Below are 20,303 nucleotides of genomic sequence, written 5' to 3'. Positions count from 1 at the left end.
GGCTGGGCCCCTCTATCCGACCGGCTTGTCCAGCCCCTGCGCGGCCACCCACGCCTTGGCGGCGGCTGCGGGCTCGGTCTTCGTCGAGCCGGAAACCGCCTCGTTGAGCGAGACGAGTTCGTCCGTGGTCAATTTCGCGGAGACCGCGTCGAGCACCTTCAGCGCCTTGTCGGACTTCTTCTTCGCGTTGAACACCGGAACCACGTTCTGGGCCGGGAAGGTGTGCGCGGGATCGGCGAGGATCACCAAATTGTTCTCCTTGATGGCCGGTGAGGTGGTGAAGATATTGGCCGCGGTCACCTGGCCGGAGGTCAACGCGCGCACCGTCGCCGGACCGCCGCCGTCGGAGATCGGCACGAACTTGTCGGCGGGGATATCCAGGCCGTAGTTCTTCTTCAACCCCGGCAGGCCGACAGTTCGTTCGGCGAATTCCGGAGGCCCGCCGAAACTTATCTCCGACGAGTGCGCGGCCAGATCTGCGATGGTGTGCAGATTCCATTTGTCGGCGGTGGCGCGGGTGACGACGACGGCGTCGGAGTCCTCGCCGGGTGCGGGGGTACCGAGGGCCAGATCGGCACCGAGCTTCTGGGTCAGTGCCGCATTCACATCGGCGGCAACGGTTTCGGTCGAGGACTCGTCCAGATATCGCAGCAGATTGCCGGTGTAGTCGGGGATCACGCTGATCGAACACTGGCGCAGCGCGGGAATATAGGCCTCGCGGCTACCGATATTGAGTTTGGTGTCCACCGTGAAACCGTTGGCGCGCAAGGCTTCCGCGTACACATTGGCGACGGTCTCCGATTCCGGGAAGTTCGCCGAGCCGACGGTGAATTTGTTGGCGTCGCCCTCGCAACCACCGGAGCCGCCGGCCAGCGGATCGGAGTTGCCGCCACACGCCGACAGCGCCATCGCGGCAGCCAGGGCGACGGCGGTGGCGAGCAAGCGGGCGGCGGTGAGCGCGGGGCGAAGCCCGCGCCGCCGCGCAGAAGTGGTGGTGGTGGATTTCACTGCTGTCCTTCCGAGTGACCCGGCACTGCGAGGTGGGTCTGGGTGCTCCGATTACGATTCGTCCCCGGGGCGGCCACCTTCCTGGCTGTCCATATTGGCAGCCGGGTGTCGTTCTTACTAACTATCGGGAGTAGGTGTCGCCGAATGGAGTTGTCCGCGCCGGTGCGGATCGCGGTCCGCGCGGTGGTCGCCGTGGTGGCCGCCACCCTGGTCGTTTCCTGTTCGGACCGGGATTCGTCGCCGTCGATTGTGGTCGGGGCGGGAAATTCCGTTCAATCGGAATTGATTGCGCAGATCTATGCGGGTGCGCTGGCTCGCACCGGTGTGCATACGGCCGTCAAGACCGGTTTGGGCCAGCGCGGCGATCTGCTGGCGGCCCTCGATGCCGATACCGTGACGGTGATCGGCGACGACAGCGGTGATCTGCTCACCGCCCTGGATTCCGGCTCGCCCGCCCGCATTCCCGACAAGCCGGCGGCCGACGCCCTCGCCGCCGACAAGTCCGACGAGCCGCCGACGGTGGCGGCAGCGCTGAGCAGTGCCCTGCCCGAGGGCCTGGCGATCTCGGATCTCGCCGACAGCACCGATCTTCGCCCGTCGTTCGTGCTCGCCCACGAAGCCCATCAGGTGGCCGCACTGCGCGACTTGGCCCCGCGGTGCGGCGAGCTCACCGTCGGCATCGCCACCGGCAGCGAACTGGACCCGCTGCGCCGTTCCCCCGACCCGCAGCGCGACGTGCTCGACCCGCTGCGCACCGTCTACGGCTGCGACATCACCCGCTACACCGTGTACCCCGGCGATGCGGATCTGCGAAAAGCATTGCAGGACGGCCAGGTACAGGCGGGCGTCTTCACCGCCCCCGCGGCCCTGCTGCCAGGCGGCGACGGCGACCTGGCCACCGTCGCCGACTCCGCCTATGCCTTCCGCGCCCACAGCATCGTCCCCCTCTTCCGCAAGGGCACCCTCACCGACACCCAGATCAAGAAACTCAACTACGTCGCGGGCGAACTCACCACGGCCGACTTCACGGACATGGTCCGCGACGTCCGCGACAACCACACCCCCGCCCCCGACCTGGCCCGCACCTGGCTCGACAACCACTCCCTCTGATCCCGCCCCGCCGGGGTGGGCGTAAAGTCGGTGAGAGATCACCAGAGCGGGGGTCGACATGGTTATTGTTGTCGCGCTGGGGGTTTTGGCTGCGTTTCTGTTCGCGGCGGCGGGGTTTCTGCAGCAGCAGGCGGCGCGCAAGGTAGTCGTGGAGGAGCCGCACGCGGCGCGGGTGGGCGGACTGTCGGTGCTGATGCGGCGGCTGGTGCGCAGCCGTACCTGGTTGCGGGGGTGGTTGACCAATCTGGCCGGGTTCTTCACGCAGGCCGCGGCCTTGCACATCGGATCCGTGGCGTCGGTGCAGCCGCTGATGTCCACCCAGCTGTTGTTCGCGGTGCCGCTCGAGGCCGCGGGACGGCACCGGCGGCCGCATCCGCGGGATCTGGGCTATGCCCTGCTGGTCTGCGGGGGTTTGGCCGTGCTGTTCAGTGTCGAGGGTGCCGCGCCGCTGTCGGGTGACCCGGAGCGCGGGCGGGTGCTGCTGGCCACGGCGTCGGCGGCCGGGCTGGTCGTGCTGCTCACTCTGGCGAGTACCCGGTGCAGCATCCGCGTCGCCGCACACGTCGTGGCCGTGGCCGCGGGCGTCTGCTTCGCCATGAGCGCGGTGTTCATGAAGCTCACGGCCGAGGATCTGCTGGGGCGCGGAGTGGCGGCGACCGCGGTCGACTGGCCCGGATATTTGCTGGCATTGTCCACGCTGTCCGGGCTGGTGCTGGAGCAGGCGGCCTTCGCGGGCGGTCCGCTGCCGTGGGCGATCGCGGCCATGAGCGTCACCAACCCGGTGACCAGCTATCTCGTCGGCATTCTGGCGTTCCAGGTGGGGGTGCCCACCGATCCGGGCGCGCTGGCCGGGATCGCGATCGCGGGTGCCCTGGTGGCCTGCGGTATCGGCGGCCTGGCGCATTCACCGCTGGCGCAGGCGTTCTATGCGGGAACCAGGTTTGCCGATGAATCGCCCGCATCGACATCGTAAAAGGCTGCGCCGCAGTGTGTTATGACGGTGACGTGGGCAATCGTCCGGTGCTGTGGCGCGATATCGCTGTCGGCCTGGCCGTGTTCGGGCTGTATCTCGGCGTCGATGCGCTCTACAGCCCGCAGCGGCGAGCCATGGCCGACGGTAACGCGCGCGCCCTGTTCGACCTCGAGCGCTGGCTGCATCTGGATATCGAACACGCGCTGAACCGGTGGCTCGCCGACCATCAGGCCCTGGCGACCCTGGCCAACTACGAATACGCGTTCACCTATGTGATCAGCGCATTCGCGCTGCTGTTCTGGCTGTATTTCCGCCGACCCGAGGTGTATCCGCGCGCCCGCGACCAGTTCCTGCTGCTGAACGTGCTCGCCATCGCCTGCTTCGCGGTCTATCCGCTGACGCCGCCGCGCCTGCTGGCCGATCTCGGCTTCATCGACACCGTGGTCACCGGCCGAACCTGGGGATCGTGGGGTTCGTCGCTGGTATCGGGTGCCAACCAGGTCGCGGCCGTCCCGTCGCTGCACGTGGGCTGGGCGCTGTGGGTGAGCGTCGTGCTCGCCCGGATCGCCAGCGGCGTCGCGGTCCAGCTGATCAGCGCCGTCCACGTGCTGGTGACCGCCTACGTGATCGTCGCCACCGCAAACCATTTCGTGCTCGATGCGGTGATCGCGGTGCCGTTCGTCGTGGTGAGCGTGCTGCTGGTCGACCACTGGTATGCGCGCCCGCCGGCGGTGCCACCGGCCGACGCGTTCTTCCTGCACGTCGAGGACGCGGGCATACCGCAACAGGTCGGCGGCATGGTGGTGCTGCGGCCCGGTGCGGACGGTGGCCCGACCGTCGACCAGGTTCGCGCTCTGGTGCGCGCCGAACTGGCGCACCTGCCCCGCTTCCATCAGCGCCTGATACGTCCGGGCCGTTGGCGCCGCGCCCGCTGGGTGGACGCCGACATCGACTGGACCTGGCACGTCACCGACCGCACGATCGAAACCGGCAGTGCCGCAACGGGTGGCCTCGCCGACGCCACCGCCGCACCGTGGACACCGGAGGTCGCCTCCGTCGTGGCGGAGCTGGTCGCCGAGCCCCTGCCCCGGGATCGGCCGCTGTGGCGGGTGGTGCTGGTCCGGGACCCGCTCGCCGGGGCCGTGGGCGTCGTGCTGCTGGTGCATCACACCGTCGCCGACGGCATCGGCACCGTCCTTCAGGCCCTGCATCTGCTGCGGCCGGTGATCGATCTGACCATCAACGACCGCCCCGAACCCTCCCGGGGCACACGGATTCTCGCCCGGGCGGTCGGTCTGGCGCAGTTGGCCGCCGATCCGCGCCCGGCCGGGCGCCTGCCGGACGGCTCACCGCTACGGACCTTCGTCGTCGCCCCGCTCGATCTGGAAGTCGTTCGCGCCGTGGCCCATTCGCATCAGACCCGGGTCACCGACGTGCTGCTGGCCGTGATGGCGACCGCGGTGCGCCGGCTCCGGCCGGATCTGGCCGAGCAGCTGCGCGGGTCGCTGCGGGTGGCGGTGCCGCTCATGGTGCGCGACCCATCGTCGAACGCCGAGGGCAATCTCACGGCGGCGGTGATGATCGACGTGCCCCTCACCGGCGACGACGCCGCGGCGCGACTCGCCGATATCCGCGCCCGCAGCGCGCGGCTGCATTCCGGAACTCGCGCGCTGGCATCGCATTTCGTCATGGCCACCGGCCTGCGACTGCTGCCCGAACCGGCCGTCGGCTGGTTCGCCCGCGCCGTGTACGGCGGTCGTTTCTTCCACGCGATCGTCTCGAATATGGCCGGTCCGGATGCGCCGATGACCTTCGCGAACGTGCCCATCGCCCAGGTATTTCCGATCCTGCCGTCGGCACCGGGCGTCCCGCTGGTGGCCGGGGTGCTCAGCTGGCACGGGGTGCTCGGCGTCGGGTTGTCGATCGATCCGGCCGTCCTCGACCCCACCGCATTCGCCAAGCAGTTGCCGCAGGTCCTGACCGAATTGCACACCGCGATCTTCGCCGCCGATCCGGGCCCGCCGGTCGGTTCCGGCGAGTAGTCTGAGCGAGTTGATCACGCCGTAGCACGAGCCACCCGAGGGGCCGAGGCATGTTCAGTCGACTCATCACGGCCAGCACGATCACCGCCTGCGCCCTCACGGCCCTACTACTGGTCATCACCGCCGCCTGCGGCCGTTCCGACGACAAACCCGACTCGCCGCCGCCCACCGGCACTCTCACCGTGACCGAGGCGGTGACCCAGACCTACGAGCGGTTCTTCGACGGCTCCACCTCGGCCGACGACAAGATCGCACTGGTGGAGAACGGCCAGGCATTCGCCGACACCATCAAGGCCCAGGCCGACTCCCCGATCGCCAAGAGCACCACGGCCGAGGTCACCAACGTGGCCAGCACCGGCACCGACCACGCCGACGTCACCTTCACCATCCTGTTCAACGGCAAGCCGGCACTGGAGAATCAGCAGGGTTCGGCGATCCGCCCCGGCAGCACCTGGAAGGTCAGCGCCGCCACCTTCTGCGCTCTGCTCACCCTGCAGGGCAACCCGCCTCCGGTGTGCGGGACGGCCACCCCGATACCCACCAGCTGAGCATGACCGCCGGAGCGTCCGAAGTCCGTGCCGCACGGCCGAATATCGCCCTGGCCACGGTCACGGCGGTGCTGTTCGTGACCTTCCTGGACACCACCATCGTCAGCGTCGCCCTCGGCGCCATCCGGGCCGACATCCATACCGGTGTGACGGGGCTGCAATGGGTGGTCAACGCCTACACCCTCGTCTTCGCCAGCCTGATGCTGACCGCCGGATCACTGGGCGATCGCTGGGGACGCAAGCGGGTGATGGTGGTCGGCCTGGTGATCTTCTGTGCGGGATCGGTGATTTCGGCGGTGGCGACGAGTGTATCGGTGCTGATCGCCGGGCGCGGGGTGATGGGACTGGGTGCGGCCGCCTCCGAACCGGGCACTCTGTCGGTGATCCGGCACATCTTCCCCGACCGCAGCGTCCGGGCCAAGGCGCTGGGCGCCTGGGCGGCGGTGTCGGGGCTGGCACTGGCGCTGGGGCCGGTGATCGGCGGCCTGCTGGTCGGCGCGTTCGGCTGGCGGTCGGTGTTCTGGTTCAACCTCGCCGTCGGCGTGGTGGTGCTCGCCGCCGCGCTGCGGTACGTGACGGAGAGCGCCGACCCGCAGCCCGGGCCGATCGACTGGGCCGGATTCCTGCTCGGCGCAACGTTTCTCGCCTGCGTGATCTATGCCGGGATCTCGGGGGAGGAGGTCGGCTACGATGCCGTCTCGGTCGTCACCCTGTTCGTCATCGGTGCCGTCGCCTTCCTCGGTTTCCTCGCCGTCGAAATGCGCGCGCGCAACCCGATGTTCGACTTCCGCTACCTGAAGCGACCCATGGTGCGCAGTGCGTTGATCGTCGCCTTCGCGGTGTACTTCGGCATCTTCTCGATCTTCTTCTTCACCGCGCTGTATCTGCAGGAGGTGATCGGGTACTCGGCCTGGCGTACGGCGGCCGTCTTCGCACCGATGGCCGTCGCCATCATCCTGGGCTCGCTGCTTTCGGGCTTCTGGGTGGCACTGCGCGGTTCGCGCACACCCATGATCTCCGGCTGCCTGCTCGGCGCGGCAGGTATTCTGCTCGCCCGCGAATGCCTGGGCGTCACAGTGGAATTCACGCCGCTGGCACTGGCATTGACGGTCGCGGGCCTGGGCTTCGGCATCGCCGTGGTGCCGCTGACTTCGGCGGTGCTGTCGGGAGTGCCCGCGGAGCATTCGGGGATGGCGGCCGCCGCCACCAATACGATGCGCCAGGTCGGGGCCGTGGTCGGCGTGGCCGCGCTGGGTGCGCTGGTCAACTCGTTCCTCAACGCGGATCTGGTGGCACGGCTCAACGAGCTGGGCATTCCGGCCAACTTCCAGGCGATCGTCATCGACGCCATCGAGACCGGCAATGTGCCCGCCGGTGGCGACCCCGCGGCCTCGGCCGCCTACGGACCCATCGTGGATCAGGTCATCCACGCCACCTACGCGGCCTTCCACCGCGGACTCGATGTCTCCCTGCTGGTTTCGGGCGTCATGATCCTCGTCGCCGCCGCCGTCACGGCCTTCACGATGTACCGCGCGCGCGACCGCTCCGGCTACGAATACGAGACCTGAGGCGACCGGTGCGGGGTGACCGGAGCGTTCCCTCCACGCCGCCCCGGGCACTCCGCCCGGACGCGCCTCCACGGTAGAAGCGGGGCGGCCCGGCGAAAACCGGATCGGCTTGGACGGCAACGAAATACGCTGGCCAACACGACATCCGCAGTGTCCGGTCCGGACGTGCGCTTCACTCCCGCAGGGCGGCGGTCAGCGCGGGGCTCAGCGCCAGGGCGGGCAGCGACTCCACGAGCATATCGATCAGTTGGTCGCGGGTGATGATCTCCTCGCGCAGCCAGCTCAGCGTCGTCTCCTCGACGAAGGCGATCCAGCCGCGCACGGCCAGCCGCAGCCGCGGCTGATCCGGATCGTCGACCGGAATGGGAACCGCCGCCAGGACCCGATCGACGATCGTGTTGCGGGACTCTTCGGCCAGCGCCGCCATCTCCGGATTGGTGCTGGTCGGACCGCGCAGCACGGCCAGATAGGTGATGCGGTTGGCGCTGACGTAGTCGATGTACCGCTGCACGGCGTCGCGCAGCCTGTCGAACAGTCCGAGGCTGGTGTCGGGGGCGGTGTGGGCCAGCAGGTCGGCGCTGGCGTTGCGCAGGATCGCCAGCTGGAAGTCCTGTTTGGAGGCGAAGTAGTGGAACAGCAGGCCCCGCGAGATCCCCGCTTGTTCGGCGATCTTGCCGATGGAGATGTCTTCGAGTGCCCTCTCGCGCAGCATCTCGGTGCCCAGATCGATGAGCTGCTGACGCCGTTCGTCCGGGTTCAGGCGCACCCGCTTACCATTCTCACCTGGACTTTTGTCGCTCACAGTGTAATCTTACTGAACGGGAGTCAATACTGTTGACTGCTGCTCAATAACCCCTTACGCTCGGTTATATGAGTCGCAAGGTTACAGACAAAGGTGTCGACCGGCCCGCCCGTCACGTCCATGTTCTGATCGTCGGCAGCGGGTTCTCGGGCCTGGGGATGGCGATCCGGCTCAGCCAGCAGGGCCGCGACGATTACCTGGTGATCGAGCGCGGCGACGATGTCGGCGGCACCTGGCGAGACAATACCTATCCGGGTGCGGCCTGTGACGTGCCGTCGCAGCTGTACTCCTACTCCTTCGCACTCAACCCGAACTGGTCGCGGTCGTTCTCGCGCCAGCCGGAGATCCAGCGCTACATCCGGGATGTGGCCGACCGCTACAAGGTGCGCGACAAGCATCTGTTCAACTGCGAGATGACCGGCGCGCGCTGGAACGACGCCGCCGCGCGGTGGGAGGTGCAGACCAGCCGGGGCGCCTTCACCGCCGACATCCTGGTCTCGGCCATCGGCGCGCTGTGCGAGCCGAATCTGCCGGATATCAAGGGCATCAACACCTTCGAGGGCGAGATCTTCCACTCCGCCCGCTGGGATCACGACGCCGAGCTGGCCGGTAAGCGGGTCGCGGTGATCGGCACCGGCGCCTCGGCCATCCAGATCGTGCCCTCGATCGCGAAGCAGGTCGCCCGCCTGGACGTCTATCAGCGCACGGCCCCGTGGCTGCTGCCGCGCATCGACCGCCCCTACACCCTGCCGGAGCGGCTGGCGTTCAAATACGTGCCCGGCGTGCAGCGGCTCTCGCGCGCGGCCATCTACGCCGCCCGCGAGACCCAGGTGATCGGCCTGGCCAAATTCACCCCCGCCATGCTGGGTCTGGAGCTGATCGCCCGCGCCAAACTGGCCTACGAGGTGCGCGATCCCGACCTGCGCCGCAAGGTCACCCCGAACTTCCGCATCGGCTGCAAGCGCATGCTGATCTCCAACGACTACTACCCGGCCCTGGGCCGCGACAATGTCGAGGTCGTCACCGACGGCATTCGCGAAATCCGCGAGCATTCGATCATCGCCACCGACGGCACCGAACGCGAGGTCGACGCCATCGTGGTCGCCACCGGCTTCCATGTCACCGATTCCCCGGCCTACGAGACCATCGCGGGCCGCGACGGCCGCACGCTCGCCGAGGTTTTCGAGGCGAGCGGCCAGCAGGGCTACAAGGGTTCGGCGATCGCCAACTATCCCAATATGTTCTTCCTGCTCGGCCCCAATGTGGGCCTGGGCCACACCTCGATGGTGTACATGATCGAATCGCAGATCAACTACATCACCGACGCCATCGCCACCTTCGACCGGCTCGGCCTGCGCACCGTCGAGGTGCGCAAGGACGTGCAGGACAAATTCAATCGGGAGCTGCAGGGCAAACTGGTCGGCAGCGTCTGGAACACCGGCGGCTGCGCCAGCTGGTATCTGGACAAGCACGGCAACAACACCACGCTGTGGCCGGATTTCACCTTCCGCTTCCGTAAGATGCTCGAAAAATTCGACGTTGCGGCCTATGACACGACGGTCGCGACAACCTCCGAGAAATCCGGGGCCCAGGGCGGGTCCGATCTGAAAGTGGTGACGGCGTGAGCAAAGATGCTTACTTCACGGGCAAGGTCTGCGTGATCACCGGTGCCGGCTCGGGCATCGGCCGAGCCCTGGCGGAGGATCTGTCTCGTCGCGGGGCCAAACTCGCGCTCTCCGACATCGATGGCGACGGCCTGGCCGAAACCGTCCGGCGCTGTGAGGCGTTGGGCGCGCAGGTCAAATCCGACCTGATCAACGTCGCCGAGCGCGAGGCGGTGCTGCAGTACGCGGAGGCGGTCAAAAAGCATTACGGCGTGGTGCATCAGATCTACAACAACGCCGGTATCGGCTACCACGGCGAGGTGCTCGACTCCCGGTTCAAGGACATCGAGCGCATCATGGATGTCGACTTCTGGGGCGTGGTCAACGGCACCAAGGCGTTTCTGCCGCATCTGATCGAATCCGGCGACGGGCACGTGATCAATGTGTCCAGCCTGTTCGGAATCCTCGCCGTGCCCGGCCAAAGTGCGTACAACGCGGCCAAATTCGCCGTGCGTGGGTACACCGAAGCGCTGCGCCAGGAGATGCTGGCGCGCCGGCAGCCGGTCAAGGTGACCTGCGTGCACCCGGGCGGCATCAAGACCGCCGTCGCGCGCAATGCGACCTATGCCGAAGGGCTCGACGCCAAGAAACTGGCGTCGTTCTTCGACAAGCAGCTGGCCCTGCACTCGCCGGAGATGGCGGCCCGGACCATCATCGAGGCCGTGCGCAAGGGGCACGGCCGGGTGTTGATCGGCTGGGAGGCGAAGCTGCTGGATCTGGGCGTGCGCATCACCGGGTCGTTCTACCAGCGCATCGGGGTGCTGGTGAATCGCCCCATCCTGCCCCGACGGTGAAAGTGCCTGTCATGCCCGGTATTCCACTTCCCGTGCCGGTGGCTCGGGTAGTGCTGCATCCGATCTTCCGGTACACGATGCACCATCGGGTGCCGTGGCAGGCGCAGCGGGCGCTGCTCGAGGCCGCCGCGGTGCTGCAGACCCTACCCTCCGGCACCCGGGTGCAGCGGCGGCGATTGGGCGGCCGCCCGGCCGAACGCATCACCGTCGGCACCGAAACCCGGTGCGGCGCGGTGCTGTACCTGCACGGTGGCGGCTACACCGTCGGCTCGCCCGCCACGCATCGCTCGCTGGCGGCCCATCTGGCGCGCGAGCTGCGTCGTCCGGTCTTCGTGCTCGACTACCGGCTCGCCCCGGAGCATCCGTACCCGGCCGCACTCGACGATGCCGAGAACGCATTCCTGGAGCTGGCCTCGACCGGGCTGCGCGCGGAAGATATTGCGATTTCCGGTGATTCGGCCGGAGGCGGGCTGTCGCTGGCGCTGGCGCTGCGGCTGCGTGATCGGCACGGAATCCGGCCCGCCGCACTGGGTTTGATCGCCCCGTGGGCCGATCCCAACGACGTTCCGGCTCGCTACCGGGATCTGGTGACCAACCGGCCGTGGTCGAATGCCTGCGCCGCCGCCTATCTCGGGGACGGCGACGGCCGCGATCCCGGATATGCACCGCTGCTGGGCGATCTGCGCGGGTTACCGCCGGTTTACGTGCATGTGGACACCGGGGAAAGACTGTACGACCAGTGTGTTCGGCTGGTTTCGGCGCTGCGCGAGGCCGAGGTGCCGACCCAGTTTTCGATCACGCGCGGACTCTGGCATGTTGCCCAGTTGCAGGCCTCGCTCGTGCGCCCGGCCGCGGCCGCGGCGCGCGAGCTGGCGGCATTCCTGGAAGACTCACTGCAACCTGCGCAAACACGTTCCATAGGATAGGTTTGCGGGCTCGTGCCCACCGGGAACGGCAGCCCTGAGCGCCCCCGGTCGGACCGTCCTGCGCACCCCCAACCAGACCAACCGGGCGGTCGAACGGGCACAGCCGCCGCGGCTGGCGTACATTACCCGTGAGTTAACCACGTGGAAGGGCACCGATGCGAGAGTTCGAAGTCCCGGCTACTTACACCATTCCCGAGGTCGCCAACATGTCCGATGGCGCCTTCCGGCATGCCGAGCGCACGCCCGGACTGGTGGTGTTCAACAAGCCGGACGGCAAGGGTGGCTGGGCCGACGTCACGGCGGCCGAATTCGCGAAGTCCGTCACCGCGGTGGCCAAGGGTCTGATCGCCTCCGGCATCGAACTCGGTGATCGCGTCGCCATCATGGCCTCGACCCGTTACGAGTGGGTGGTTCTGGACTTCGCCATCTGGGCCGCCGGCGGGTGCACCGTCGCCATCTACGACAGCTCCTCGGCCGAGCAGGCCCGCTGGATCCTCGAGGATTCCGGCACCAAGCTGCTGGTGGTCGCCACCGATAAGCATCGGGCCACCATCGCGGAGATCGAGGGCAGCCTGGCCGAGCTGCGCGAGACGCTGCGGTTCGACGCGGGCGCCATCGACGAGCTGATCCGCCGGGGCGCCGACCTCGACGACCAGGTGGTGCGGGATCGGCGCGGCCAGGTGAAGGCGGCCTCGCCCGCGACCCTGATCTACACCTCCGGCACCACCGGGCGGCCCAAGGGCGTCATGCTCTCGCATGCGAATCTGTATGCCGAATCGGCCGCCGACCGGGACGTCATGCGGGCCTTCCTGCGGCCGGGCAACCGCTCGCTGCTGTTCCTGCCGCTGGCACACATCTTCGCCCGCGCGGTCGCGCTGGCGGCCTTCGACGCGGGTGTCACCGTCGCCCACACCGACGACTGGTCGACGCTCGTCGACCAGTTCGGCAAGTACAAGCCGGACTTCATCCTGTCGGTGCCGCGGGTGTTCGAGAAGGTCTACAACGGCGTCAAGGCGAAGGCCGAGGAGGGTGGCAAGGGCAAGATCTTCGATCTCGCCGCCGACACCGCGATCGCCTACAGCGAGGGGCTGCAGACCGGCTCGGTCGGACTGGTGCTCAAGCTCAAGCACTTCGTCTTCGACAAGCTCGTGTACAGCAAGCTGCGCGAGGCGATGGGCGGGCGCTGCACCGCCGCGGTCTCCGGCGGCGGCCCGCTGGGCGCCCGGCTGGGGCACTTCTTCCGCGGCGCCGGGGTGATCATCTACGAGGGCTACGGCCTGACCGAGACCACCGCGGCGATCAGCGTGAACGTCCCCGACAACATCAAGATCGGCACCGTCGGCCCGATGATTCCCGGCCACGCGGCCAAGATCGCCGACGACGGTGAACTGCTGCTGCGCGGCAACGTCGTCTTCGACGGCTACTGGAACAATCCGGAGGCCACCGCCGACGCCTTCGAGGACGGCTGGTTCAAGACCGGCGACCTGGGCGCGCTGGACGATGAGGGCTTCATCACGATCACCGGGCGCAAGAAAGAGATCATCGTCACAGCGGGCGGCAAGAACGTCTCCCCGGCGGTGCTCGAGGACGCCCTGCGCGCCCACCCGCTGATCAGCCAGGTCATGGTGGTCGGTGACGGCCAACCCTTCATCGGCGCGCTGATCACCCTCGATCCCGAGGCCCTGCCGAAGTGGAAGGAACAGCACAAGCTTCCCGCCGACACCCCGATCGAGCAGCTGATCGCCAATCCCGACCTGGTCGCCGAGATCGACGCGGCGGTCGCGGAGACCAACAAGCTGGTGTCGCACGCCGAGCAGATCAAGAAGATCCGCATCCTGCCGGTCGACTGGACCCAGGAAAGCGGCGAGCTCACCCCCAAGTTGTCGCTCAAGCGCGCGGTTGTGATGAAGAACTACGCCGCCGACGTGGACGCCATCTACAACTGAATCTCGTTTCGGCCCAGCCGAATTCGACGGCCCACCCTCTTTGTGGAGGGTGGGCCGTCGGCGTCAGGAGAGGAAATCCGCCAGCAGCGGGATCATCGCGCCGGGGCAGTCCTCGTGCACGGTGTGGCCGCAGCCGGGCAGCACGGTGGCCTTCGCACCGGGGATGCGGGCCGCGAGCCGAGTGGCCTGGCTCGCCGGAAGCCATTCGTCCTGTTCGCCCCACAGCACCAGCGTCGGCGCGGTCACCCGGCCGAGCCCGGCGTCGGTGAGCCCGAAGTCGAGGTGGCGCCACAGTGCGAGGAAGGCGCTGCGGTTGTCGGGGCGGGAGAACGGCACCCAATAACGGTCGACGAGTTCGTCGGTGACCAGATCCTTGTGGTGGAAGGTGCTGCGAATGCTGTCGGCGTACATCTCGCGTGTGCCGAGCGCGGTCGCGAGTTCACCGAGCACCGGGGCGGTGAACAGCTGTGTGCTGGGCGCCTTTTCGGCATCGAGGCCGGGGGAGTCCAGCAGGATCAGCCGTTCCACGCGTTCGGGATGTTGCTCGGCGAAATACAGGCTCCATGCCCCGCCCCACGAATGCCCGACCATCGCCGCCCGATCGAGCCCGACGGCGTCGAGGAAGGTGCCGATGGCCTCGGCCATGGCAGGCAGGTCGAAGGCGAAGCCGGGACGCCGCAGTTCGGTATAGCCCTGGCTGGGCAGGTCGACGGCGTAGACGGTGTGTTGCCGAGCCAGCGCCGGAATCACCTCGCGCCACGAGTACTGCCACAGCCCACCGCCGGCTATGAGCACGACCGGGGAACCCGTACCGGTGACGGTGTAGTGGAACCGGGCGAGAGCGGTATCGGCATAGCGTGATTCGCCGGGCGCCGGTGGGTCGTCGGTCGCGTTCGCCGCGGCGGTCGGCAGCAGGACCGTCAGTGTGGCGAGGATGCCGATCGCGAGTCGACGGGCTCGGTTGCGGGTTCTCATGGGCACTCCGTGATCAATGGATGGTTCATCGATCCGAAGACGATTCACCGGCCTGAGACGTGACGTTACGTGAGCGGCGGCACACCGACAGCGTTTCAGCGGTGGCCACCGATGAGTTTCGAGCGTGAGTACCGTCTGCAGAATGGGGCGGTCGCGTGCGCGATCGCTCCGGAAGTCCATCGCGTGAGAGGGGTAACTCATGAAGTCCGTGAATCCGTACCTGCTGTTCAATGGCAACGCCGAGGAGGCTTTCACCTTCTACCAGTCCGTGTTCGGAGTCGACGCGCAGTTCGTCCGCTTCAGTGAGATGGGCGGCGGCGCCGGATTGCCCGAGGGGGCCGCGGATCTGATCGCCCACGTGGCCATCCCGCTGGGAGGTGAGCACATGCTGATGGCCTCCGACTGTCCGCCGGGCCAGACGGTGAACACCGCCAACCCCGCCTATGCAGTCAGCGTGGACGTCGAATCCCGCGAGGAGGCCGAACGCCTCTTCGCCGCCCTCTCGGCCGGCGGCGACGTCACCATGCCCCTCGACAAGACCGAATGGGCCGAGGCCTTCGGCATGGTGACCGACAAGTACTCGGTACCGTGGATGATCGGCTACACACCGGCCGAGCGGTGAGAGCACCTGACCATAGCGATATTCGAGCCGCCCGTCCTCCGGCAGGAGGACGGGCGCTTTGTTCGGCTGCCCTCGGACCATCCGTGCGCGGCCGCGCCGAAAACGGCACCCGAACCCGCAGGGTGATGGCAGCCTTCGTAGCGGAGCGGACAGGAGGGTGCGATGAAGAAGTTGATCAACGATCCGGCCGAGGTGGTGGCCGAGGCGCTGGCGGGGGTGGCCCTCGCCCATCCGGAGCTGCGGGTCGACGCGAAGAACCGCATCGTCCTGCGTGGGGACGCACCGGTGGCGGGCAAGGTGGGATTGGTTTCCGGGGGCGGTTCGGGGCACGAACCGTTGCACGGCGGGTTCGTGGGGCCGGGGATGCTCGATGCCGCCTGTGCGGGTGAGGTTTTCACCTCGCCGGTGCCGGATCAGATTCTCGCCGCCACCACCGCTGTCGACGGTGGAGCGGGGGTGGTGCACATCGTCAAGAACTACACCGGCGACGTGATGAACTTCGAGATGGCCGCCGAGCTGGCCGCGGCCGAAACCGGCGCCGAGGTGGTGTCGGTGGTGGTGAACGACGATGTGGCCGTGCAGGACAGCCTCTACACCGCCGGGCGGCGCGGTGTGGGCGGCACGGTCGTGGTGGAGAAGATCGCCGGGGCCGCCGCCGAGCGGGGCCGTCCGCTGGCCGCGGTCGCCGACGTCGCCCGCGCGGTGAATGCGAACTCGCGCAGCATGGGTATGGCCCTGACGTCGTGTACCGTGCCCGCCGCCGGGAAACCCACCTTCGCGCTGGGCGAGGGTGAGATGGAGATCGGTATCGGCATCCACGGCGAGCCCGGCCGGGAGCGGGTGCCGCTGGCCTCGGCGCGGGAGGTCGCGCGGATGCTGGCGGAACCGATTCTGGCGGATCTGCCGTTCCGCCGGGGCGATGCGGTGATCTGTTTCGTCAACGGCATGGGCGGCACGCCGCTGCTGGAGCTGTACGTGATGTATCACGAGGTGGCCCGCATCCTGCAGGGCCACGGGATCGAGGTGGCGCGTTCGCTGGTCGGCCCATACATCACCTCGTTGGAGATGGCCGGTTGTTCGGTGACGCTGACCAAGGTCGATGATGATCTGCTGAACCTGTGGGATGCGCCGGTGCGCACACCGGCCCTGCGCTGGGGAGTGTGACTGTGACAGAACTCGATCCGGTCCGCTGGCTGCGGGAATTCGCCGCGTTGATCGACGAGAACACCGATGCCCTCACCGAACTCGACGCCGCCATCGGCGATGCCGACCACGGCAGCAATATGCGGCGCGGGACCTCCGCTGTCGTCACGGCTCTCGACGCGTCCGGATCCGGGCCCGCCGGGGAAACCGTGAAACAGGCCGCGATGGTGATGATTCGGACGGTGGGCGGCGCGAGTGGTCCGCTGTACGGCACCTTCTTCCTCCGGTTCGCCACCGCTGTCGGCGAGAACGGTGTCGACGCCGCAACCTTCGCGAAGGCTTTTCGCGCCGGGCTCGACGGTGTGAGAGCCCGGGGTAAGGCCGAGGCGGGAGACAAGACCATGATCGACGCCCTGGCGCCCGCGGCGGACGCGTTCGACGAGGGCCTGTCCGCCGGAAGTGAATTCGCGCAGGCGCTGGATGCCGCGCTGGCCGCCGCCGAACAGGGCCGCGACGCCACCACCCCGATGCAGGCCCGCAAGGGCCGCGCCTCCTACCTCGGCGGGCGCAGCATCGGCCACCAGGATCCCGGTGCCACCAGTGCCGCGCTGCTCGTGCGCGCGGCCCGGCGGGCGGTGCCGTGATCGGCATAGTCGTTGTCTCCCACAGCCGTTCGCTGGCTCGCGCCGCGGTGGACCTGGCCGCCGAGATGCTGCCCGATCGGTCGGTCCGCATCGAAACCGCCGCCGGGCTCGACGAGGACACCTTCGGCACCGACGCGGCCGCCGTGGCCGACGCCATCGCCGCCGCCGATTCCGGCGACGGCGTCCTGGTCCTCATGGACCTCGGCAGCGCCGTCCTGTCCGCCGAACTCGCCCTCGACCTCCTCGACCCGTCGCCCCGGGTCCGGCTGTGCGCGGCCCCGCTCGTGGAGGGCCTGCTCGCCGCCGCCGTCTCCGCCGCGGGCGGCGCAGACCTCGCCGAGGCCGCCACCGAAGCGGAAAACGCCTTACTGGCCAAACAAACTCAGCTCGGTCCGACCGCCGACGCCGACTCGGTGCCGGTCCATGACGAGCAGGGCGGGGACAGTGTCTCGGCGGTTTTCGTGGTGAGCAATCGGCATGGGCTGCATGCGCGGCCGGCGGCACGGTTGATCGGTGCGCTGCGGGGGCTCGAGGCGCAGGTGTGGTTGCGTGATGTGACGGGCGAAAGCGGGCCGGTGGCCGGGCGGAGTCTGAGCAGGGTTGTGGGGCTGGGGGTTCGGGCGGGGGAGGAGGTCGAGGTCACCGCGACGGGTTCGGACGCGCAGGAGGCGGTCGACCGGGTTGTCGCGCTGGCCGCGCGGAGGTTCGACGAGGACGATGCGGCGGACGGCGATCGGTCGGTCGAGCACCGGGATCGGGGGCCGTTTCCGGCGTCTGTCGGCATCGGTATCGGGCCCGTCTGGCATGCGGCGGCCGGGACATACGAGCTGCCCGGTGGACCGGCGGGGGCGCCGATCGAGGAATGGCATCGGCTGGAGGATGCTCTCACCGCGGCGCGGGATCGTTTGCGGGCGCGGATCGGACGGGCGGCCGGAGAGGCGGGAATCTTCGAGGCTCACCTGTATCTTCTCGAGGACGAGGAGTTGCTCGGTGAGGTGCGTCGGCGTATCGACGAGGGAGCGGCGGCGGCTCGGGCGTGGCACGACGTGATGGGCAGCGCCGCAGCGGCGTGGGAGCAGCTGTCCGACGAATATCAGCGGGCCCGGGCCGCCGATATCCGAGCGGTCCGCGACGACGTCTTGGCCGAACTGCTCGGGCAGCGCCTCGACATCGAAAGTCGCCCAGGGGTTCTCGTCGCCGAAGATCTGACCCCGGCGCAGATGGCCGGGCTGGACGAGTCGGTCGTCGCCGGGATCGTGCTCGCGGCGGGCAGCCCCACCGCGCACAGTTCGATTATCGCCCGCGCCAAGGGGATTCCCGCGGTCGTCGGTGCGGGGGCGCAGGTGACGGATATCGTCGAGGGGACCGTCTTGGTACTCGACGGCACGACGGGGCAACTCGTCATCGGACCCGATCCCGCGACCCTCTCCGAATTCACCACGCGCGCAGCCGAACAACGCGAGCGGCGCCGGGCCGCCGAGGCCGTCGCGCACCAACCCGCCGTCACACCCGATGGCATCACGGTGGCGGTCGGGGCGAACGTGGGAAGCGTCGTGGATGCGGCCGACGCCATGCGCGGTGGCGCCGACCTCGCCGGGCTGGTGCGCACAGAATTCCTGTTCCTCGACCGCGATCGCCCGCCCCGGGTGGACGAACAGGAATGGATGTATAGGCAGATCGCGGAGGCCTTCGACGGCCGCCACGTCGTTTTCCGCACTCTCGATGTGGGCGGCGACAAACCCCTGCCGTATCTCACCGGGCCGACGGAGGCCAATCCGTTCCTCGGCCTGCGCGGCATTCGCCGGGCCTTGCGGAATCCGGAACTGCTGCGCGATCAGCTGCGCGCCATCGCCCGCGTCGCCGCCGACCACCCCGTGGGCGTCATGATTCCCATGGTCACCGCCGTCGACGAGGTGTGTGCGGTGCGCGAGATGCTGGAACAGGTCGTCCCGCAGCATATTTCACTCGACTTCGGAATCATGGTCGAGGTGCCCGCGACCGCCCTCGCGACATCCGCCTTCGCGCCGCACGTGGACTTCTTCAGCATCGGCACCAACGACCTGACCCAATACGCGCTGGCGGCCGAACGCGGCAACGCCTCCGTCGCCGACCTGGCCGACCCGCTCGCCCCCGGTCTCTTGCGCCTGATCGAGTCGGTCTGTCGCGGCGCGGACGGTAGGCGCGTGGCCGTCTGCGGCGAACTCGCCGCCGACCCGGACGCCGTACCGCTGCTGCTCGGCCTGGGCGTCACCGAACTGAGCGTCGCCCCGCCCGCTGTCGCGCAGGTGAAGGCCGCGGTGCGGGAACTGCGGAGCGACGACTGCGGGGCGAGGGCGGCGCAGGCGCTGACCTGTGCCTCCGCGGCCGAGGTCCGGGCGCTGGCGGCGGCACGGGGCGGCTCGGCGAACACGCGGTAACTTGTCCGAGGCCGCGGAAGTGCCGCGGCAGAAGGCAGGTTGGGCGCAGTGATCGAGTCGACGACGGCACGCCGCGGCGAACATACGTTCGGGACAAGTGAGTTCGCTGTGGCCGAGGACGGCCGCCGCCTGCACTACATGGTGCAGGGGAGTGAGGGGCCGACCGTCGTATTCGAGTCGGGCATGGGATTCTCGCGTTCGATCTGGGGCCTCGTACAACCGCTGGTGGCCGGCCGGATGCGCACCGCCGTCTACGACCGGGCCGGGATCGGGCGCAGTGACGACGCCGCGCACCCCCGCACGCTCGGCCGGATGGCCGCTGACCTGGACACCGTGCTGCGCGCGCTGGGGCCCGGACCGTTCGTCCTGGTCGGACACAGCTGGGGAGGACCGATCGCCCGCGTCGCCGCCGCGGCCGATCCCTCCCGGATCCGCGGGCTCGTCCTGGTGGATCAGAGCGACGAGAATTGCGAGCTGTACTTCACCCGTTCGGCGCGAACGCGATTCGCGACGACCCGCCTGCTCATGCCCGCGCTGGCACGCATCGGTCTGTACCGGTCGTTCGGCAGCAAGGCGGGCGCGGCGCAACCCGTCGACGTCCTCGCCGACCATCGCGCCGAGGACTTCACCGTGCGTGCCGCGCGGGCCCTGATCGCCGAACAGGACCTCTTCCTCGCCGAACTGCAGCGGCTGCGCGAGCATCCGCTCGTCCTGGATTCCGTCGAGGTCAGCGTCATCACCGGCACGGGGGCGCAGCGATTCGACAAGACCGTCCGGCAGGCCATCATCGCCGCCCACCGGCGCACCGCCGAAGCGCTGCCGAACGGCCGACTGGTCGAGGCGCCGCGTTCGGGTCATCTGGTGATGTTCACCGAGCCCGACGTGGTCGCGCGCGAAATCCTCCGTGTTGCCGGGCCGAGCGACGAGAGCGCTCAGCGGGTTTCGAACAGCGACAACCGAATCGACTTGCGCAACACCACATCCGACAACGACAGGCCGAGCCGGTAACCCCACGGGGTCGAGCCCCGGTGCCGATCTCGTTCGCGGTCCCCGAGGGGTGCTCGGTGAGAAACTCCCGCACCCACAGGTCGAATATGGCGGTGCGCAGCACCATGATTCCC

Annotated in this window: 17 protein-coding genes; 14 read left to right on the top strand and 3 right to left on the bottom strand. The window is 68.6% G+C overall.

The features are described from left to right. Window positions 1-12: 12 nt before the first annotated feature. Window positions 13-909, bottom strand: coding sequence for an ABC transporter substrate-binding protein (locus IU452_RS01965; protein WP_195107473.1), 897 nt, complete (start codon window positions 907-909; stop codon window positions 13-15). A 243-nt stretch (window positions 910-1,152) separates the two neighbouring features. Here IU452_RS01965 and IU452_RS01960 point away from each other — a divergent pair, with 243 nt between their 5' ends. Genes IU452_RS01960 through IU452_RS01940 form a run of 5 tightly spaced genes read left to right on the top strand, consistent with a single transcriptional unit; the run spans window position 1,153 to window position 7,249 of the window. Then, window positions 1,153-2,118, top strand: coding sequence for a glycine betaine ABC transporter substrate-binding protein (locus IU452_RS01960; protein WP_195107112.1), 966 nt, complete (start codon window positions 1,153-1,155; stop codon window positions 2,116-2,118). Between the two features lie 58 nt (window positions 2,119-2,176). Beyond that, window positions 2,177-3,091: a DMT family transporter gene (locus tag IU452_RS01955; RefSeq protein WP_195107111.1), complete on the top strand. Its 915-nt coding sequence runs from the start codon at window positions 2,177-2,179 to the stop codon at window positions 3,089-3,091. A gap of 32 nt (window positions 3,092-3,123) precedes the next feature. Further along, window positions 3,124-5,133: a bifunctional phosphatase PAP2/O-acyltransferase family protein gene (locus tag IU452_RS01950; RefSeq protein WP_195107110.1), complete on the top strand. Its 2,010-nt coding sequence runs from the start codon at window positions 3,124-3,126 to the stop codon at window positions 5,131-5,133. A gap of 50 nt (window positions 5,134-5,183) precedes the next feature. Next, window positions 5,184-5,681, top strand: a complete 498-nt coding sequence (locus tag IU452_RS01945; RefSeq protein WP_195107109.1) for a hypothetical protein — start codon at window positions 5,184-5,186, stop codon at window positions 5,679-5,681. A gap of 2 nt (window positions 5,682-5,683) precedes the next feature. Then, entirely contained in the window at window positions 5,684-7,249 is a 1,566-nt protein-coding gene (locus tag IU452_RS01940) for an MFS transporter (protein ID WP_195107108.1), read from the top strand. A gap of 172 nt (window positions 7,250-7,421) precedes the next feature. Here the strand turns inward: IU452_RS01940 and IU452_RS01935 are convergent, their stop codons facing one another. Next, on the bottom strand, window positions 7,422-8,051 hold the full coding sequence (locus tag IU452_RS01935) for a TetR/AcrR family transcriptional regulator (RefSeq protein ID WP_195107107.1): 630 nt from the start codon (window positions 8,049-8,051) through the stop codon (window positions 7,422-7,424). Window positions 8,052-8,119: 68 nt separating this feature from the next. Here IU452_RS01935 and IU452_RS01930 point away from each other — a divergent pair, with 68 nt between their 5' ends. From IU452_RS01930 to IU452_RS01915, 4 genes are all read left to right on the top strand, one after another. After that, window positions 8,120-9,676, top strand: a complete 1,557-nt coding sequence (locus IU452_RS01930) for a flavin-containing monooxygenase (RefSeq protein ID WP_195107106.1) — start codon at window positions 8,120-8,122, stop codon at window positions 9,674-9,676. Then, on the top strand, window positions 9,673-10,509 hold the full coding sequence (locus IU452_RS01925) for an SDR family NAD(P)-dependent oxidoreductase (RefSeq protein WP_195107105.1): 837 nt from the start codon (window positions 9,673-9,675) through the stop codon (window positions 10,507-10,509). Before IU452_RS01930 ends, IU452_RS01925 begins: the two co-directional genes overlap by 4 nt. An 11-nt stretch (window positions 10,510-10,520) precedes the next feature. Further along, the gene (locus IU452_RS01920) at window positions 10,521-11,435 is read left to right on the top strand and encodes an alpha/beta hydrolase (RefSeq protein ID WP_195107104.1); all 915 of its coding nucleotides are present in this window, start codon (window positions 10,521-10,523) and stop codon (window positions 11,433-11,435) included. A 155-nt stretch (window positions 11,436-11,590) separates the two neighbouring features. Then, complete coding sequence (locus tag IU452_RS01915; RefSeq protein WP_195107103.1) at window positions 11,591-13,381, top strand: AMP-dependent synthetase/ligase; 1,791 nt, start codon at window positions 11,591-11,593, stop codon at window positions 13,379-13,381. 63 nt (window positions 13,382-13,444) lie between these two features. Here IU452_RS01915 and IU452_RS01910 read toward each other — a convergent pair whose 3' ends face one another. Beyond that, complete coding sequence (locus IU452_RS01910) at window positions 13,445-14,356, bottom strand: alpha/beta fold hydrolase (RefSeq protein ID WP_195107102.1); 912 nt, start codon at window positions 14,354-14,356, stop codon at window positions 13,445-13,447. A 199-nt stretch (window positions 14,357-14,555) separates the two neighbouring features. On the opposite strand from IU452_RS01910, the gene IU452_RS01905 reads away from it, so the two are divergent. The 5 genes from IU452_RS01905 (at window position 14,556) to IU452_RS01885 (ending at window position 20,190) form a co-directional block, all read left to right on the top strand. Then, window positions 14,556-14,978 (top strand): VOC family protein, encoded by a 423-nt coding sequence (locus tag IU452_RS01905; RefSeq protein ID WP_195107101.1) that lies wholly within the window; start codon window positions 14,556-14,558, stop codon window positions 14,976-14,978. Window positions 14,979-15,140: 162 nt separating this feature from the next. Then, a complete protein-coding gene (gene dhaK / locus IU452_RS01900; RefSeq protein WP_195107100.1) occupies window positions 15,141-16,142 on the top strand; it encodes a dihydroxyacetone kinase subunit DhaK in 1,002 nt (333 codons plus the stop codon). A gap of 2 nt (window positions 16,143-16,144) precedes the next feature. Beyond that, a complete protein-coding gene (dhaL, locus tag IU452_RS01895; protein WP_195107099.1) occupies window positions 16,145-16,765 on the top strand; it encodes a dihydroxyacetone kinase subunit DhaL in 621 nt (206 codons plus the stop codon). Continuing rightward, window positions 16,762-19,182, top strand: a complete 2,421-nt coding sequence (gene ptsP, locus IU452_RS01890; RefSeq protein ID WP_195107098.1) for a phosphoenolpyruvate--protein phosphotransferase — start codon at window positions 16,762-16,764, stop codon at window positions 19,180-19,182. The genes dhaL and ptsP overlap by 4 nt, the downstream gene beginning before the upstream one ends. 138 nt (window positions 19,183-19,320) lie before the next feature. Further along, on the top strand, window positions 19,321-20,190 hold the full coding sequence (locus IU452_RS01885; protein WP_195107472.1) for an alpha/beta fold hydrolase: 870 nt from the start codon (window positions 19,321-19,323) through the stop codon (window positions 20,188-20,190). Window positions 20,191-20,303: the final 113 nt, after the last annotated feature.

Origin of the sequence: Nocardia transvalensis, assembly GCF_015477765.1 — a bacterium.
In the GTDB taxonomy this organism is placed as follows: domain Bacteria; phylum Actinomycetota; class Actinomycetes; order Mycobacteriales; family Mycobacteriaceae; genus Nocardia; species Nocardia transvalensis_A.
This window is presented reverse-complemented; position numbering and strand designations above follow the sequence as displayed.

Bases quoted from the DNA above. Each gene is read 5' to 3' on its own strand.
- IU452_RS01965 (WP_195107473.1), bottom strand. From the start codon at position 909: ATGGCGCTGTCGGCGTGTGGCGGCAACTCCGATCCGCTGGCCGGCGGC.
- IU452_RS01960 (WP_195107112.1), top strand. From the start codon at position 1,153: ATGGAGTTGTCCGCGCCGGTGCGGATCGCGGTCCGCGCGGTGGTCGCC.
- IU452_RS01955 (WP_195107111.1), top strand. From the start codon at position 2,177: ATGGTTATTGTTGTCGCGCTGGGGGTTTTGGCTGCGTTTCTGTTCGCG.
- IU452_RS01945 (WP_195107109.1), top strand. From the start codon at position 5,184: ATGTTCAGTCGACTCATCACGGCCAGCACGATCACCGCCTGCGCCCTC.
- IU452_RS01940 (WP_195107108.1), top strand. From the start codon at position 5,684: ATGACCGCCGGAGCGTCCGAAGTCCGTGCCGCACGGCCGAATATCGCC.
- IU452_RS01930 (WP_195107106.1), top strand. From the start codon at position 8,120: ATGAGTCGCAAGGTTACAGACAAAGGTGTCGACCGGCCCGCCCGTCAC.
- IU452_RS01920 (WP_195107104.1), top strand. From the start codon at position 10,521: ATGCCCGGTATTCCACTTCCCGTGCCGGTGGCTCGGGTAGTGCTGCAT.
- IU452_RS01915 (WP_195107103.1), top strand. From the start codon at position 11,591: ATGCGAGAGTTCGAAGTCCCGGCTACTTACACCATTCCCGAGGTCGCC.
- IU452_RS01910 (WP_195107102.1), bottom strand. From the start codon at position 14,356: ATGAGAACCCGCAACCGAGCCCGTCGACTCGCGATCGGCATCCTCGCC.
- IU452_RS01905 (WP_195107101.1), top strand. From the start codon at position 14,556: ATGAAGTCCGTGAATCCGTACCTGCTGTTCAATGGCAACGCCGAGGAG.
- dhaK (WP_195107100.1), top strand. From the start codon at position 15,141: ATGAAGAAGTTGATCAACGATCCGGCCGAGGTGGTGGCCGAGGCGCTG.
- IU452_RS01885 (WP_195107472.1), top strand. From the start codon at position 19,321: ATGGTGCAGGGGAGTGAGGGGCCGACCGTCGTATTCGAGTCGGGCATG.